Source organism: Pseudomonas sp. 05L36, from assembly GCF_056398125.1.
Genome location: NZ_JBFTOU010000004.1, coordinates 216,349 through 232,470 on the forward strand (window position 1 = coordinate 216,349; position 16,122 = coordinate 232,470).

The following is a 16,122-nucleotide window of genomic DNA, read 5'->3' on the forward strand; positions in this document are numbered from 1 at the left end:
ACCAACAGAGTTATCCACAGCTTATTCCCGTTTGTACGGGTGCTTATTACGATCAAGGATGATCCATGTCGCTGTCTACTGTTACACCGGTTTCCCCCGCGGAGCTGGAAGCTCGATTACGTCTGCATCGTTTGCCGGAACTCGGTCCTGCGCGTTTCAAGAAATTGCTCGAAGCCTTTGGTTCGGCATCCAAAGCCATTAGCGCACCGGCCAGTGCCTGGCGTTCGCTGGGTTTGCCACTGGCGTGTTCCGAGGCCAGACGAAGCACCGAGATTCGTGACGGCGCCAGCCACGCATTGGCCTGGTTAGAGCACCCGGCCCAGCATTTACTGATGTGGGACCAACCGGACTACCCGGCACTGCTGGCACAAATCAGCGATGCACCACCGCTGTTATTTGTCGCGGGCAATCCGGGCATTCTGGAAAAACCACAACTGGCAATGGTCGGCAGCCGGCGCGCGTCCCGGCCGGGGATGGACACCGCTGCGGCGTTTTCCCGCAGCCTGGCCGGTGCCGGTTTTGTCATTACCAGCGGCCTGGCCCTGGGCATTGACGCCGCCGCGCACCAGGCCGCGCTCGACGTCGGTGGGCAAACGGTCGGTGTGCTCGGCACGGGGCTCGAGAAGTTTTATCCACAGCGAAATAGACGCCTGGCGGACGCCATGATCGCTTCGGGCAGCGCAGTGCTTTCGGAGTTTCCGCTGGATGCAGGCCCCAGCGCTGGCAACTTCCCCCGGCGCAACCGGATCATCAGTGGTTTGTCTCTCGGGGTGCTGGTGGTCGAAGCCAGTGTCGCCAGCGGTTCACTGATCACCGCGAGGCTGGCGGCGGAACAGGGGCGCGAGGTGTTTGCGATGCCCGGGTCGATCCATCACCCCGGCGCCCGCGGCTGTCATCAGTTGATTCGGGACGGTGCGGTGCTGGTGGAAACCATCGAACATATCCTTGAAGCCTTGCGCGGTTGGCAACGACTGTCGTTATCCACGCAAACCTGCACTCCTATGACGACTCACCCACTGCTGAAGCTGCTGCATGCCGCGCCTCTCACCAGCGAAGCGCTGGCCGACGCAAGCGGCTGGGCCTTGCCAAAAGTGCTGGCTGCGTTGACGGAACTGGAAATGGATGGCTGCGCCGTGTGCGAAAGCGGACGCTGGTTTGCGCGGGTGAGCTAGGTTTTATAAACAAGATCGGTAAACTGCGCAGAGCCTTATTCTGGAGTGTTTTTCATGGTCAACAGTTGGCGTGTGCAACAAGCCGCGCAAGCAATTCGCGCCGGGGCGGTGATTGCCTACCCAACCGAAGCAGTCTGGGGCCTGGGGTGCGACCCGTGGGACGAGGAAGCGGTGGAGCGTCTGCTGCTGATCAAGGGCCGGTCTGTGGATAAGGGGCTGATTCTGGTCGCCGACAATATCCGTCAATTCGATTTCCTCTTCGAAGACTTTCCCGAGTTGTGGATGGACCGCATGGCCAGCACGTGGCCAGGTCCGAACACCTGGCTGGTGCCGCACCAGAACCTGCTGCCGGAGTGGATTACCGGGGTGCATGAGACGGTAGCGCTACGCGTCAGCGATCACCCGCTGGTACGGGACTTGTGCGCGCTGGTCGGGCCGTTGGTGTCGACGTCGGCCAACCCGCAGGGGCGCCCGGCGGCACGTACGCGGATTCGCGTCGAACAGTATTTCCGTGGCCAGGTGGATCTGGTGTTGGGTGGCAATCTGGGCGGGCGCAAGAACCCGAGCGTGATTCGCGATCTGGCGACCGGCAGGGTTGTGCGCCCGGACTGATATCACGTCATCGTTCTTCGCTGGCAAGCCAGCTCCTACAGGTTTATCGCGAAACTTGTAGGAGCTGGCTTGCCAGCGAAGGCGTCCTCAGGGCAACAAAACAACCGAGCCCGTCGTACGCCGCGCCGACAACTCGGTCTGCGCCTTCGCCGCTTCAGCCAGTGGATAACGCTGGCTGATGTCCACGGTCAGCTTGCCGCTGATGATCATCTCGAACAACTCGTCGGCCATGCGTTGCAGGTTCTCGGCGTTGTTCGCATAAGTGCCGAGGGTTGGCCGGGTCACGTACAGCGAGCCTTTCCCTGCCAGGATCCCCAGGTTCACGCCGTCGACCGCGCCGGACGCATTGCCGAAACTCACCACAAGCCCGCGTGGCGCGGCGCTGTCGAGTGAAGTCAGCCAGGTGTCTTTGCCAACGCCGTCGTACACCACCGGGACTTTTTTGCCGTCAGTCAATTCCAGCACGCGTTGCGCGACGTTTTCATGACTATAGTCGATGGTCGCCCAGGCTCCGTTGGCCTTGGCCAGTGCAGCTTTCTCTGCCGAGCTGACCGTGCCGATCAGCTTCACGCCCAAGGCTCTGGCCCATTGGCAGGCCAGGGAACCGACCCCACCGGCCGCCGCATGGAACAAGATGGTTTCGCCACCCTTGAGTTCATAAGTCTGGCGCAGCAGGTACTGCACGGTCAGGCCCTTGAGCATCACGCCGGCGGCCTGTTCGAAGCTGATGGCGTCCGGCAGTTTCACCAGATTGGCCTCGGGCAAGACGTGAACATCGCTGTAGGCGCCCAGAGGGCCGCTGCCATAGGCCACGCGATCGCCAATCTTGAAGCGGGTCACGTCGCTGCCCACTGCCTCGACCACGCCCGCACCTTCTGAGCCAACACCCGACGGCAGGGACGGTGGTGGATACAAACCGCTGCGGTAATAGGTGTCGATGAAGTTCAGGCCGATGGCCTTGTTGGTCACGCGCACTTCCTTCGGACCTGGCTCGGCGGGTTGGTAATCCACATATTCGAGCACTTCGGGGCCGCCATGGGCGCGGAACTGGATACGCTTTGCCATCAGAACTCTCCATAGGTCGTTTTACCAAGCGCCCTATCGGACTCCTAAGCTTGATCTTCGTCAACTGCGAAGGGGTAACTTGCGATGTTATGCTACGGGCCCATTTGCGCAGGCTGAGCTCCAATGGAGCACCGCGTAGTTTTGCCCGATTCAAGGTGATGACATGACGACCCGCACCGAGGCCGTAAAAGCCTACCTGCTCGACCTGCAAGAGCGCATTTGCGCTGCCCTGGAAGCCGAAGACGGCGGCACGCAATTCGTCGAAGACGCCTGGACCCGGCCTGCCGGCGGTGGCGGTCGCACCCGCGTGATCGAAAACGGCGCGGTGATTGAAAAGGGCGGCGTCAACTTTTCCCATGTCTTCGGCAGCGGTCTTCCACCGTCTGCCAGCGCTCATCGACCGGAACTGGCGGGCCGTGGCTTTGAAGCCCTGGGCGTGTCGCTGGTGATTCACCCGCACAACCCGCACGTGCCGACTTCCCACGCCAACGTGCGCTTTTTCATCGCTGAAAAAGAAGGTGAAGAACCGGTCTGGTGGTTTGGCGGCGGCTTCGACCTGACCCCGTATTACGGCAACGAAGAAGACTGCATCCACTGGCACCGCGTCGCCGAGCAGGCCTGTGCGCCGTTTGGCCCGGACGTTTACCCGCGTTACAAGGCCTGGTGCGACAGCTACTTCCACATCAAGCATCGCCACGAGCCGCGCGGCATCGGCGGGTTGTTTTTCGACGACCTGAACGAGTGGGACTTTGACACCAGCTTCGCCTTCATGCGCGCCATCGGCGACGCGTACATCGACGCCTATCTGCCGATCGTGCAGCGCCGCAAGAACGATGCGTTCACAGCCAAGCAGCGCGAGTTCCAGGAATTCCGCCGTGGCCGCTATGTTGAATTCAATCTGGTCTACGACCGTGGCACGTTGTTCGGCCTGCAATCGGGTGGACGGACCGAGTCGATCTTGATGTCGCTGCCACCACAAGTGCGCTGGGGTTACGACTGGAAGGCCGAGCCTGGCAGCGAAGAAGCGCGCCTGACCGAGTATTTCCTGCAAGACCGCGATTGGTTGGCCGAAGCCTGAATGAGGAATCCTGATGGACCGTTATGTCGTATTCGGTAACCCGATTGGCCACAGCAAGTCGCCGTTGATCCATCGTCTGTTCGCCGAGCAGACCGCGCAAAAGCTGGACTACAACACGCTGCTGGCGCCACTCGACGACTTTTCCACCTGTGCCCGGACGTTTTTCCTCGAGGGTCGGGGTGCCAATGTGACGGTGCCGTTCAAGGAAGAAGCCTATCGATTGGCGAACAGCCTGACGGCGCGGGCGCAACGGGCCGGAGCGGTGAACACCCTGAGCAAACTGGCCGATGGCAGTCTGCTGGGCGACAATACCGACGGTGCCGGGCTGGTGCGCGATCTGACGGTCAACGCCGGATTCAGCCTCAAGGGCAAACGCATCCTGTTGCTCGGCGCTGGCGGCGCGGTGCGCGGTGCTTTGGAGCCGTTGCTGGCCGAGCAACCGGCATCGGTGATCATCGCTAACCGCACGGTGGACAAGGCCGAGTTGCTGGCGGAACTGTTCTGCGATCTGGGGCCGGTCTCGGCCAGTGGCTACGACTGGTTGCAGGAGTCAGTGGACCTGATCATCAATGCGACCTCCGCGAGCCTGACGGGCGATGTGCCGCCGATTGCGCCCAGCCTGATCGAACCGGGCAAAACAGTGTGCTACGACATGATGTACGGCAAGGAACCGACCTCGTTCTGCCGCTGGGCCAGCGAACACGGGGCGGCGGTGGCGATGGATGGCTTGGGCATGCTGGCCGAGCAAGCGGCGGAGGCGTTCTTCCTGTGGCGCGGTGTACGCCCGGATACTGCGCCGGTATTGGCTGAACTTCGCCGGCAATTGGCCCTATAACCTACTGTAGGAGCGAGCTTGCTCCGGGCGGCGTTCCGACGAAGGTCGCGAACGATAATGCGCAAAACCAGATGCCCAGCTGCGCTCTCAGGTTTTTCGCGAGCAAGCTCGCTCCTACAGAGAGCGGTGTTTCAATCCTCAAACCGGATCGGGCATTTTTCCGCCCCTTCCAGCTTCCTCAGCTCTTCCACCACCTGCGGCCGAGCCCGGCGCAAGGTCAGGCTGCGGTCCTGGCGCAGCAGGCGCCGCGCTTCCTGATGCAGCATTTCCACCCCTGAATAGTCGATGAAGTTGATCTGCTGCGCCTCGATCACCACGCGCGCGCCGTGCATGCGTTGCAGGCGCACTTGCAGGTAATGGCTGGCGCCAAAAAAGATCGAACCGCCCACCCGCAGAATGTCCTCCTCGCCATCTCGCACATGCTGCACCCGTGGTTGCGATGTGCGCTTGAGGTAGAAAAAAAGCGAGGCCAGCACGCCAGCGTAGATCGCTGTCTGCAGTTCCAGCAGCAGCGTGGCGACGCAGGTCAGCGCCATGACCACGAACTCAGCGCGGCTGACCCGCAACAACGCGCGAATGCCGCGATGGTCCACCAGTCCCCAGGCGATCAACAGAATGCTGCCGGCCATGGCCGGAATCGGGATGTGCGCGATCAGGCTCGCGCCGAAGATCGCAAACAGCGCCACCCACAATGCCGAAAAAACCCCGGCCAGTGGCGAACAGGCCCCTGCTTCATAGCTCAGGGCAGAGCGAGTGAAGGAGCCGGCCGACAGCGAGCCGGAAAAAAACGCACCGACGATGTTCGATAGGCCTTGGGCACGAACTTCCTGATTCGCGTCGAGTAATTGCTGCGAACGTGCAGAAATCGAGCGGGCAATCGACAGGCTGGTGACCAGCCCGAGCATTCCGACCGCTACCGCGCTGGGTAGCAGGCGCAGGATCAGATCGAGGTCCAGCGGCAACGGACTGAAGGGCGGCAGTTTGCCAGTGAAGGCGCTGACCAGTTGCACATGGCCAAACATTGATGGCCAGAGCCAAACCAGCAAACCGCCGAGAATCAGGGTGATCAAGAGCGTCGGCCAGCGTGGCAACCACAGCTTGAGGATCACGCCCACCACCACCGTCGCCAGCCCCAGCGCCAGCGAAGGTTTGTCCATTTCGCCTAGATGGCGCAGCAACGTGATGAAACTGTCCAGCGCGGTGGCCTGGCTGGGCAAGTCCAGCCCCAGCAGGTTAGGCAATTGACCGATGGCAATCACCACGGCAGCACCCAGGGTGAAACCCAGCACCACCGAGTGAGAGACGAAATTCACCAGGGCGCCAAACCGCAGCAAACCCAGCAGCCACTGAAAGAGGCCGGCAAGAAACGTCAGCAACAGGATCAACATGACGTAGTCCTGCGACGCCGGAACGGCCAGAGGACTGACGCTGGCGTACAAGACAATCGAGATGGCCGCCGTAGGACCGCAGATCAGATGCCACGACGAGCCCCAGAGACAAGCGATCAACACCGGGATGATTGCCGCGTACAGGCCGTATTCTGGCGGCAGGCCGGCAATCAGTGCGTAGGCAATGGATTGCGGCAGCGCGAGAATTGCGCCGCTGAGGCCAACGATCAGGTCACGACCGACACTGGCGCGGGTTTGCCGGGGTAGCCAGGTGAGGAAGGGGAAGAGTGAATGGCGGCTTGGCAGGGCCATGGGGCCTCTCGGTGAATGACTGTAAATGCGTCAGGGTGGTGTGTCAGATGTAATGGCGCAAGGGCATAAATCGATTCGCGAGCAGGCTCGCTCCCACAGGGAGTGCGCGGACCTGTGGGAGCGAGCCTGCTCGCGATGGCGTTCTCGAACCTTACAGTTTCGCTTTGACCGCCGGCAACGCATCCTTGCCATCCACCGTCTTCACCCCATCAAGCCATTTATCCAGCACCGCCGGGTTGGCCTTGATCCACGCCTTGGCCGCGTCGGCATTGCTGACTTTCTTGTTCACCACCTCGGCCATGATGCTGTTTTCCATGTCCTGGGTGAAACTCAGGTTGGTCAGCAGTTTGCCAACGTTCGGGCAGGCCTGTGCATAACCTTTACGGGTCAGGGTATGCACACTGCCGGTGTCGCCGAAGTATTTCTCGCCACCCTTCAGATAGTGCATTTTCAGCTGCACGTTCATCGGGTGTGGGGTCCAGCCAAGGAAGGTCACGAATTTCTGTTTTTTCACCGCGCGGGACACTTCTGCCAGCATTGCCTGCTCGCTGGACTCGACCAGTTTCCACTGGCCCATATCGAAATCGTTTTTCTTGATGATCTCTTGCAGCGAGATGTTCGCCGGCGCGCCGGAGCCGATGCCGTAGATCTTGCGGTCGAACTTGTCGGCGTATTTGTTCAGGTCGGCAAAGTCATGCACACCCGCGTCCCACACGTAGTCCGGAACGGCGAGGGTGAATTCGGTGCCGTCGAGGTTCTTCGTCAGTTGCGTGACATCGCCGTTGGCGACGAACTTGTCATAGAAGCCCTGCTGCGCCGGCATCCAGTTACCCAGGAACACATCGACCTGGCCATCCTTGAGCCCGCCAAAGGTGATCGGCACCGCGAGGGTGTCGACCTTGGCCTTGTAGCCCATGCCGTCGAGCAGAAACCCGGTGATGGCATTGGTCGCGGCGATGTCGCTCCAGCCCGGGTCGGCCATTTTCACTGTCTCGCAACTCTGATCGGCAAACGCCGATGCACTGCCCAGAGTCAGGAGCCCGACCGTCAGTACTGTGGATAACCTTTGCATGGACTTCCCCTTAACATTATTGGTTTTGGCAGGGTTGTGGATAACGTGCTTTACGCTCCAGATCGTCGAGGTCGATGTGGTTGCGCATGTACTGCTGACTGGCGTCCACCAGTGGCTGGTGATCCCAGCTCTTCAGCTTGCCGAGGGTCAGTGCCTCGGCCACGAAGCGCCGACGCCGCTGGCTGGCGAGCACCTGCTGGTGAATCGCCGGAATGTTCCATTTGGCCCGCGCTTCGGCAAGAAAATCGTCGAAAAGATGGTGATGTTGCAGCGAATGACTGAGTTCTTCCAGTTCGCTAGGGTCGTTGTGTACGTCGAAGAGTAGGCAAGGGTCGTCTTCGCTGTAGATGAATTTGTAGGCACCGCGACGGATCATCATCAGCGGGCTGATGGTGCCTTCGGCCATGTATTCGCCGAACACCTCGTCGTGGCCGCCCTGCCCTTGCAGGTGCGGGACCAGAGAGCGGCCGTCCAGCGGCAAGCCCGGTTCCAGCGAGCCGCCGGCCAGTTCGACGAAGGTCGGCAACAGGTCCGCCGTGGAAACACTGGCGCTGACCCGACCAGCGCCGAACTGCCCCGGTGCGCTTATCAGTAGCGGCACCCGTGCGGCCATTTCATACCAGTGCATTTTGTACCAGAGGCCGCGCTCGCCGAGCATGTCGCCGTGATCGCCGGAAAACACGATGATGGTGTCATCGATCAGCCCGGTATCTTCGAGGGTTTGCAGGAGTTTGCCGACGTTGCTGTCGATATAGCTGCACGCGCCGAAATAGGCACGGCGGGCATCGCGGATCTTATCCACAGGCAGCGGCTTGTCCCACAGGTCGTAGACCTTGAGCAGACGTTGCGAGTGCGGATCGAGGGCATGCGGGTCCGGGGTTGTAGGCAGCGGGATATCGGCATCGTCGTACAGATCCCAGAAAGCCTTGGGAATCGTGTACGGATCGTGTGGGTGAGTCATCGAAACAGTCAGGCAGAACGGCTGGTTGCCATCCTCGCGGATATGGTCGAACAGGAACTGCTGGGCCTTGAACACCACCTCTTCGTCGAAATCCAACTGATTGGTGCGCACGCACGGGCCGGCTTGCAGCACCGACGACATGTTGTGATACCAGGTCGGGCGCACGTCCGGTTCATCCCAGTTCACCGCCCAGCCGTAGTCGGCCGGGTAGATGTCGCTGGTCAGGCGTTCTTCGTAGCCGTGCAACTGGTCCGGGCCGCAGAAATGCATCTTGCCCGACAGGGCAGTGCGGTAGCCGAGGCGGCGCAGGTAGTGGGCGTAGGTCGGTACGTCGGCGGGGAAATCGGCGGCGTTGTCGTAGGCGCCGATCTTGCTCGGCAACTGGCCGCTGACCAGGGTGAAACGCGACGGCGCGCACAGGGGGCTGTTGCAATAAGCGGAGTCGAACACCACGCCTTGTGCGGCGAGGCGGCTGAGATGAGGCAGTTTGATGGGCGATGGGCCGTAGAACGGCAACATTGGCGCGGCCATTTGATCGGCCATGATGAAAAGAATGTTCTTGCGCTTCATGTGATCGCGGCATTCCATAGTGGATGTTTATGCGAGAGTGCTGGCTTCGAGAATGAAACCCCAGCACCTTGCGGTAAAGCCCATGCACGGCAATGACTAGGATAAGTACAGCTTATGTATGACGCCCTTGGTGACCTGTCACTGGATCTGCTTCGCGCCTTCGAAGCGGCTGCCCGTCAGCGCAGCTTTACCGCGGCGGCGGTTGAACTGGGCACCACGCAACCGGCCATCAGCCAGCAGATCAAGCGCCTGGAAGAACAACTGGCGACACGCCTGTTCGACCGTATTTATCGCGGTATCGAGTTGACTGAGGCCGGGCAGATACTTTTTGAGCAGGTTCAGCTCGGTTTGCAGAACATAGACGCAGGATTGAGCGCAATCAGCGCACAGCAACAGCATGAAGTGCTGCAGGTGGCCACGGATTTTGCCTTCGCCGCCTATTGGTTGATGCCGCGTTTGCACCGCTTTCACGCGGCCAATCCGCAAGTGGATGTCAGCCTGGTCACCAGTGAACGCAGCCATAACATGCTACGTACCGATATCGATGTGGCGGTGCTGTTCGGCGATGGCCGCTTCAAGCAGGGTGAGAGCCATTGGCTGTTCAGCGAGGAAGTGTTTCCGGTATGCAGCCCGCAGTTGTTGAGCGAACGTCCCCTGCCCTTGCCGGCCCAGGCATTGCTGGAGTTTCCGTTGCTGCACCTGCGTGGGGAACACAGCAGTAACTGGTTCGACTGGAGTGGTGTGTTCCGCGAGCTGGGCATCACCTCGCCCCCGGCGCCCGGGCAGTTGCGCTTCGACAATTACACTTTGTTGATTCAGGCGGCGATTGGCGGCCAGGGCGTAGCCATTGGCTGGCGGCACCTTGTGGATAACTTGCTGGCGCAAGGATTGTTGTGCCGACCGATCGGCGAAACGGTGATGTCGAGGCTGGGTTACTACGTGGTGCTGCCCCAGCGCAAAAGACGCGGAGCGTTAATTCAACAGTTTGTGGATTGGTTGATGGCCGAGCAGGCCAGCAGTGCGCAATCGCTCAACGGCCTGACGCTGCCGTCCATTGCGGTTTAGCTGTCGGTTGCGATGAAGTTGACGTGCTCTCGGATGTGCAGGTTCAAGTGCAATTCATCGGCAATGCCCACGGCGGTGCGGGCCAGCCGTTCCAGCGGTTCGGCCAACCGCGGCTCGAGGTTGCCACCGATTTCGGCAAAATGTTCGATGGTCAGCCCCGGTACTCCGCGCGGTTCGTTAACCAGCGTCCACTTCAAAGGACTGCTTTGCAGTGCCTCGCGGATTTCCTCGGCGGCGTGACGTTGCAAGCTGTCCTCGACTTCCGGATCGTCCAGCACGTCGAAATCACCCACCAGAAACAATCGGGAAATGTTTGCTGTCTGCATGCCATCGATTAGTGCATCCACTGCCAGCACCTGCTCGACTGGGCCCGGTACGATGGTTTTTTCTACGTGTTCGCTGTTGAACGGTAAGCCTGGAGCGTCCAGTAAACAGATGACCACGGAGCTGCCGGCCACACTCTGCTTGACCCGTTGCGCGTCGAACAGATCGCCAGTCTTGGTGCGCAGCCCCGGACGGGGTGCCAGTGCATTGAGGTCATCGAGAATTGCGATCACTTCATGCTGGCGCCGCAGCATTTCAGCCATCAGCGCACTGCCCAGGCTACTCATGGCACCATACAGCACCACTTTCACGACGGGGGTTTCGGCATTTTTCATGGCTGGGCTTCCTGTTTTCCAGCGCCTATATGATGTTTGACCCGCAGGAACCGGCGAGGGTTCGAACAGTTTTCAGAGGGGTTCAGATGCAGCAGATCACGGGTTACCACGCCCACGTTTATTTCGATGCCAGCACGATCGGGCAGGCGCGGGCCTTGTGTGAACAGGCGGCGCGTTTGTTTCCACTGAAAATGGGTCGCGTGCACGAACGCCCGGTCGGTCCGCACCCGGACTGGAGCTGCCAGTTGGCGTTCGAGCCGCAGGTGCTGGGCGACGTGCTGCCGTGGCTGGCGCTGAACCGCAAGGGTCTGGTGGTATTTCTGCACCCGGACACCGGCAACGATCTGCTTGACCACACCGAGCACGCGATCTGGATGGGCGCTATTCGTCCGCTGGACCTGTCTATTTTTTGATCAGAGTGTTTCTCCAGCCTCGCCGGGCAAATGTTCGTCCAGGTGCAGCCATGGCAAACGGTTGTCGGTCCAGATGTGCCGCTCGGCCGGTGCTTGCTCGGGATGGTCGAGGGTGGCGATGGTCAGGTCGATGCTTTCCGGGCTCAGGTGCGTCACCAGCGCCAGTTGCGCCCCACAGTGGCCGCAGAAATATCGCGCACAGGTGGATGAAGAATCGTACCGCGATGGCGTCCCGGCCAGCCATTGAAAGGCTGATGCTGGCACGGTGATCCAGGTGGTCACGATGCCGCCGCTGACCCGCCGGCAAATCGAGCAATGGCAGTGGGCGATGTCGTGCGGCGGCCCGCTGAATTGATAGCGCAGTTGCCCGCAGTGGCAGCCGCCGGTGTGAACTTCGACCATGCTGTTTCCTCCTGACGTGGATTGACTGACGTCTTCGCGAGCCTGCTTGCGAAGGCCTCAACCCGATTTACACCTCATTGTCCCAATCCGACGACCGGTTGTACTTCCGGTCAACGCTTTCATTCTCGAAAGCTGGCTGAAAGCTTCCCCGATTAGGATCGCCCCCACTACCGGCAACAGACCGGTTGGCCAATGCCAGCGTTTTATTGCTCGCACAGCCCATTTAACAACAACAATGGTGATTCTGATGTCCTCTTCTACCCGCCACTTCGCTGTAACTCCGCCCGTACGTCTCGTGCTTCCCGTTCTGCGCTGATCCCGCCCGATCTGCCCATTCCCTAGTCGCGCTACGCCTGGAGTATTCCCATGCTGACTTTCCTTGGCTTCGCCATGGTCATCACGTTCATGTTCCTGATCATGACCAAGCGCCTGTCCGCGCTGATCGCCCTGATCATCATTCCGATCATCTTTGCCCTGTTCGGCGGTTTTTCGCCGAAGATCGGCCCGATGATGCTCGAAGGCATCACCAAACTTGCGCCAACCGGCGTGATGCTGATGTTCGCTATTCTGTACTTCGCCCTGATGATCGACTCCGGCCTGTTCGACCCGGCCGTGCGCAAGATCCTCAAACTGGTCAAGGGCGACCCGCTGAAAGTTTCGGTCGGCACCGCCGTACTGGCGCTCGTCGTTTCCCTCGATGGTGACGGCGCGACCACTTATATGATCTGCGTGGCTGCCATGCTGCCGCTCTACAGCCGTATCGGCATGAGCCCGCGGATCATGGCCGGCCTGATCATCCTCGCCGGTGGCGTGATGAACATGACCCCATGGGGCGGCCCGACCGCTCGCGCTGCCAGTGCGTTGCATGTTGACCCGTCCGACATCTTCGTACCGATGATTCCTGCGATGTTGGCCGGTGTGGTGGCGATCCTGGTCATCGCCTACTTCTACGGCAAGCGTGAACGTGCTCGCCTGGGTGAACTGCACCTGGTGGGTGATGAAATCGACCACAGCGAAATCAGCGTTTCGCAGTTCCCGGATGCCCGTCGTCCGAACCTGATCTGGTTCAACGGCGCCCTGACCCTGGCCCTGATGGGCACCCTGATCGCCGGCCTGCTGCCGTTGCCGGTGCTGTTCATGGTGGCGTTCAGTATCGCCATGATCGTCAACTATCCTTGCCTGCAACAGCAGAAGGATCGCGTGGCGGCTCACGCCGGTAGCGTTCTGGCGGTAGTCGGGTTGATCTTTGCGGCCGGTATCTTCACCGGTATCCTGACCGGCACCGGGATGGTCGATGCCATGTCGAAAAGCCTGCTGGCGGTGATTCCGGATTTCCTCGGCCCGTACCTGGCGGTGATCACGGCGCTGGTCAGCATGCCGTTCACCTTCTTCATGTCGAACGATGCATTTTATTACGGCGTGTTACCGGTTCTTGCCGAGGCCGCCAGCCATTACGGTATAACCGCGGTGGAAATGGCACGTGCCTCGATCGTCGGTCAGCCCGTCCACCTGTTGAGCCCGCTGGTTCCATCGACCTACCTGTTGGTGGCCCTGGCCGGCATCGATTTCGGTGACCACCAGCGCTTCACCCTCAAGTGGGCAGTGCTGGTTTGTACCTGCATACTGATTGCTGCATTGCTGTTGGGGACTTTCCCGGTGTTCAGCACTCTATAAGCCCAAGACTCACCACTTCGGGTCCAGGCTTCGCTGTTTGAAGCCCGGGCCCGTTGTGGTTTAACAATTGCTCAAAGGAATACACATGGAATGGCTGACCAACCCTGAAATCTGGGTTGCCTTCTTCACCCTGACCGCCCTGGAAATCGTCCTGGGTATCGATAACATCATCATGATTTCGATCCTGGTCAGCCGCATGCCCAAGCACATGCAGGCGCGCACCCGGATTTTCGGTCTGGCGCTGGCCATGGTCACGCGAATCCTGCTTCTGCTGTCGATCACCTGGGTCATGCGCCTGACGGCGGACCTGTTCGTAGTCTTCGGCCAGGGTATTTCCGGACGCGACCTGATCCTGTTCTTCGGTGGTCTGTTCCTGCTGTGGAAAAGCTCGCAAGAGATGTACCACGCGCTGGAAGGTGAAGATGAAAGCAACGACGAACCTTCGGGCAAGGGCGGCAACTTCCTCTACACCATCATCCAGATCGCAATCATCGACATCGTGTTCTCCCTGGACTCGGTGATCACCGCGGTCGGCATGGTGTCCCACGTACCAGTCATGGTCGCGGCGATCATCGTGGCGGTACTGGTGATGATGTGGGCATCTGGCACCATCAGTGAGTTCATCGACAAGCACCCATCGCTGAAGATGCTGGCGCTGTCGTTCCTGTTGATCGTCGGTACGGTGCTGATTGCCGAATCCTTCGACGTGCACGTGCCAAAAGGCTACGTCTACTTCGCCATGGCGTTCTCGCTGGCGGTGGAAGCGATCAACATCAGGATGCGCACTGCCATCGCGAAAAAGAAGAAACAGCAGGATCCGGTAAAGCTGCGCAAGGACATTCCGGGCCAGTAACCTTGTAGGAGCGAGCTTGCTCGCGATGGACTCGAGCGCTCCGTGTTTACCTCGTAAACACGCGTTTTCGTTAACGACCATCGCGAGCAAGCTCGCTCCTACTTAAAATCGGGGCCTTCGGGCCCATTTTTCATGTCTGCATGAACGGGATTTCATGACAGTTTTGTTTCAATCCCTTCTTTGGCTATGCGATGCTGGCGCGCAGACCGTTAGCCAACTACAGCTTAAGTACAGAACGTAGAACGTCGCGCGGTACCGTCAACTTGCTCCATTGGGGCGCTACACCACAGGGGGTCATTATGCTCACCCTGCTCAATTTGCTTTCTGCCGTGGCCCTGCTGATCTGGGGCACGCACATCGTCCGAACCGGCATCCTGCGGGTCTACGGCACCAATTTGCGCCATGTCATCAGCCATAACATGTCCAACCGCTGGCTGGCTTTCGTCTCCGGGATCGCCGTGACGGCGATGGTCCAGAGCAGCAACGCCACCGCCATGCTGGTCACTTCCTTTGTCGGCCAGGGCCTGATGGCGCTGACCCCGGCACTGGTCACCATGCTCGGTGCCGATGTCGGTACGGCCCTGATGGCGCGGGTGCTGACGTTCGATCTGTCGTGGTTGTCGCCCCTGCTGATTTTTGCCGGGGTGATTTTCTTTCTGTCGCGCAAGCAGACCCGACTCGGGCAGATGGGCCGTGTCGCCATTGGCTTGGGCTTGATCATTCTGGCGCTGCAACTGATTGTCGAAGCCGCGCATCCGATTACCCATGCCAAAGGGGTGAAGGTGATTTTCGCCTCGCTCACCGGCGACCTCCTGCTCGACGCCCTGGTCGGCGCGCTGTTCGCGATGGTTTCCTATTCCAGCCTGGCCGCAGTGTTGCTCACCGCGACTCTGGCGGGCGCCAACGTGATCAGCCTGCCGGTGGCCATCGGGCTGGTGATCGGCGCCAATATCGGCAGCGGCGTACTCGCCTTCCTCAGCACCAGCATGCAGAACGCCGCCGGGCGGCAAGTGGCGCTGGGCAGCCTGCTGTACAAACTGATTGGTCTTTTATTGATCATTCCGGTACTTGATCCGCTGGTGCGCTGGCTCGATGGCCTCGACTTCAGCCCTCAGGAAATGGTCATCGGCTTTCACCTGCTCTACAACACCGTGCGCTGTCTGATCCTGCTGCCCAGTGTCGGGCCGATGGCCAGATTTTGTGCCTGGGTACTGCCGGAGCGCCTGCAGGCCAACGGCACGGCCAAGCCCCGGCACCTTGACCCCACAGCGTTGGTCACGCCCGGTTTGGCGCTGGCCAACGCGGCCCGGGAAACCCTGCGCATGGGCGACCTGATCGACAACATGCTCGAAGCCATGCTCGACGTGTTGCGCGGCAAGCAAACCGCCGTCACCCAGGAAATGCGCCGCCTGACTGACGATGTCGAAGCGCTCTACAGCGCGATCAAGTTGTATCTGGCGCAAATGCCCCGGGAAGATCTCAGCGATCAGGACAGTCGGCGCTGGGCGGAAATCATCGAACTGGCGATCAACCTGAAACTCGCCAGCGATTTGATCGAACGCATGCTGCGCAAGGTCCAGCAGCAGAAAACCTCGCAGCGCCGGTCGTTTTCCGAAGTCGGGCTGGACGAATTGACCGGGTTGCAGACGCAGTTGATTTCCAACCTGCGACTCGGGATGTCGGTGTTTCTCAGCGCCGACCCGGAAAGCGCTCGCCAGTTGGTGCGTGAAAAACGTCGTTTCCGTGCACAGGAGCGGCGCCTGGCCCATGCTCATGTCAGCCGTTTGCAACGTAAAATCGTGCAGAGTATCGAAACCAGTTCGTTGCACCTGGAGCTGATCGCCGACATGAAGCGTCTGAATTCGCTGTTTTGCAGCAGTGCCTACGTGGTGCTGGAAACATCAGACACCGGCGCGCTGGTGGTCGACGATTTGACTGACATTACGCATTCACCCTGAACGTCCACAGTTACTTGAAGTCTGTTGAACTCA

15 protein-coding genes are annotated in these 16,122 nt (G+C 60.2%); 9 read left to right on the plus strand and 6 right to left on the minus strand.

Annotated elements, in window-relative coordinates; genetic code table 11:
• The first annotated feature begins 65 nt into the window (after nucleotides 1-65).
• Both dprA and tsaC read left to right on the plus strand, forming a co-directional pair.
• Nucleotides 66-1,172, plus strand: a complete 1,107-nt coding sequence (dprA, locus tag AC1DKH_RS06575) for a DNA-processing protein DprA (RefSeq protein WP_477754535.1) — start codon at nucleotides 66-68, stop codon at nucleotides 1,170-1,172.
• 54 nt (nucleotides 1,173-1,226) lie between these two features.
• Nucleotides 1,227-1,784 carry an L-threonylcarbamoyladenylate synthase type 1 TsaC gene (tsaC, locus tag AC1DKH_RS06580; protein ID WP_347909892.1) on the plus strand — a complete coding sequence of 186 codons (558 nt, stop codon included), beginning with the start codon at nucleotides 1,227-1,229 and terminating at the stop codon, nucleotides 1,782-1,784.
• Nucleotides 1,785-1,871: 87 nt separating this feature from the next.
• Here the strand turns inward: tsaC and AC1DKH_RS06585 are convergent, their stop codons facing one another.
• Nucleotides 1,872-2,849: an NADPH:quinone reductase gene (locus AC1DKH_RS06585; RefSeq protein WP_477754534.1), complete on the minus strand. Its 978-nt coding sequence runs from the start codon at nucleotides 2,847-2,849 to the stop codon at nucleotides 1,872-1,874.
• A 163-nt stretch (nucleotides 2,850-3,012) separates the two neighbouring features.
• On the opposite strand from AC1DKH_RS06585, the gene hemF reads away from it, so the two are divergent.
• Both hemF and aroE read left to right on the plus strand, forming a co-directional pair.
• Nucleotides 3,013-3,927: an oxygen-dependent coproporphyrinogen oxidase gene (gene hemF, locus AC1DKH_RS06590; RefSeq protein WP_477754533.1), complete on the plus strand. Its 915-nt coding sequence runs from the start codon at nucleotides 3,013-3,015 to the stop codon at nucleotides 3,925-3,927.
• A gap of 13 nt (nucleotides 3,928-3,940) precedes the next feature.
• A complete protein-coding gene (gene aroE / locus AC1DKH_RS06595; RefSeq protein WP_477797765.1) occupies nucleotides 3,941-4,762 on the plus strand; it encodes a shikimate dehydrogenase in 822 nt (273 codons plus the stop codon).
• 131 nt (nucleotides 4,763-4,893) lie between these two features.
• Here the strand turns inward: aroE and AC1DKH_RS06600 are convergent, their stop codons facing one another.
• From AC1DKH_RS06600 to betC, 3 genes are all read right to left on the minus strand, one after another.
• Nucleotides 4,894-6,462, minus strand: a complete 1,569-nt coding sequence (locus AC1DKH_RS06600; RefSeq protein ID WP_477797766.1) for a SulP family inorganic anion transporter — start codon at nucleotides 6,460-6,462, stop codon at nucleotides 4,894-4,896.
• A 151-nt stretch (nucleotides 6,463-6,613) separates the two neighbouring features.
• Nucleotides 6,614-7,534 (minus strand): choline ABC transporter substrate-binding protein, encoded by a 921-nt coding sequence (choX, locus tag AC1DKH_RS06605; protein ID WP_477797767.1) that lies wholly within the window; start codon nucleotides 7,532-7,534, stop codon nucleotides 6,614-6,616.
• Nucleotides 7,535-7,550: 16 nt separating this feature from the next.
• Nucleotides 7,551-9,065 carry a choline-sulfatase gene (betC, locus tag AC1DKH_RS06610; RefSeq protein ID WP_477797768.1) on the minus strand — a complete coding sequence of 505 codons (1,515 nt, stop codon included), beginning with the start codon at nucleotides 9,063-9,065 and terminating at the stop codon, nucleotides 7,551-7,553.
• A 114-nt stretch (nucleotides 9,066-9,179) separates the two neighbouring features.
• Between betC and AC1DKH_RS06615 the strand changes: the two genes are divergently transcribed.
• Nucleotides 9,180-10,130 carry a choline sulfate utilization transcriptional regulator gene (locus AC1DKH_RS06615; RefSeq protein WP_150728139.1) on the plus strand — a complete coding sequence of 317 codons (951 nt, stop codon included), beginning with the start codon at nucleotides 9,180-9,182 and terminating at the stop codon, nucleotides 10,128-10,130.
• Here AC1DKH_RS06615 and AC1DKH_RS06620 read toward each other — a convergent pair.
• Nucleotides 10,127-10,789: an NAD(P)-dependent oxidoreductase gene (locus AC1DKH_RS06620; protein ID WP_477754527.1), complete on the minus strand. Its 663-nt coding sequence runs from the start codon at nucleotides 10,787-10,789 to the stop codon at nucleotides 10,127-10,129. The two genes, AC1DKH_RS06615 and AC1DKH_RS06620, sit on opposite strands and share 4 nt — an antisense overlap.
• Before the next feature lie 86 nt (nucleotides 10,790-10,875).
• Here AC1DKH_RS06620 and AC1DKH_RS06625 point away from each other — a divergent pair, with 86 nt between their 5' ends.
• Nucleotides 10,876-11,202, plus strand: a complete 327-nt coding sequence (locus tag AC1DKH_RS06625; RefSeq protein WP_477754526.1) for a DOPA 4,5-dioxygenase family protein — start codon at nucleotides 10,876-10,878, stop codon at nucleotides 11,200-11,202.
• Here AC1DKH_RS06625 and AC1DKH_RS06630 read toward each other — a convergent pair whose 3' ends face one another.
• The gene (locus tag AC1DKH_RS06630; RefSeq protein ID WP_477754525.1) at nucleotides 11,203-11,604 is read right to left on the minus strand and encodes a GFA family protein; all 402 of its coding nucleotides are present in this window, start codon (nucleotides 11,602-11,604) and stop codon (nucleotides 11,203-11,205) included.
• A 366-nt stretch (nucleotides 11,605-11,970) separates the two neighbouring features.
• On the opposite strand from AC1DKH_RS06630, the gene AC1DKH_RS06635 reads away from it, so the two are divergent.
• The 3 genes from AC1DKH_RS06635 to AC1DKH_RS06645 all read left to right on the plus strand — a co-directional run bounded on the left by AC1DKH_RS06635 (nucleotide 11,971) and on the right by AC1DKH_RS06645 (nucleotide 16,089).
• Nucleotides 11,971-13,278 (plus strand): CitMHS family transporter, encoded by a 1,308-nt coding sequence (locus AC1DKH_RS06635; RefSeq protein ID WP_477754524.1) that lies wholly within the window; start codon nucleotides 11,971-11,973, stop codon nucleotides 13,276-13,278.
• A gap of 85 nt (nucleotides 13,279-13,363) precedes the next feature.
• Entirely contained in the window at nucleotides 13,364-14,131 is a 768-nt protein-coding gene (locus tag AC1DKH_RS06640; protein WP_477763119.1) for a TerC family protein, read from the plus strand.
• A 299-nt stretch (nucleotides 14,132-14,430) separates the two neighbouring features.
• Nucleotides 14,431-16,089, plus strand: a complete 1,659-nt coding sequence (locus AC1DKH_RS06645; RefSeq protein WP_477753455.1) for a Na/Pi cotransporter family protein — start codon at nucleotides 14,431-14,433, stop codon at nucleotides 16,087-16,089.
• Nucleotides 16,090-16,122 lie beyond the last annotated feature (33 nt).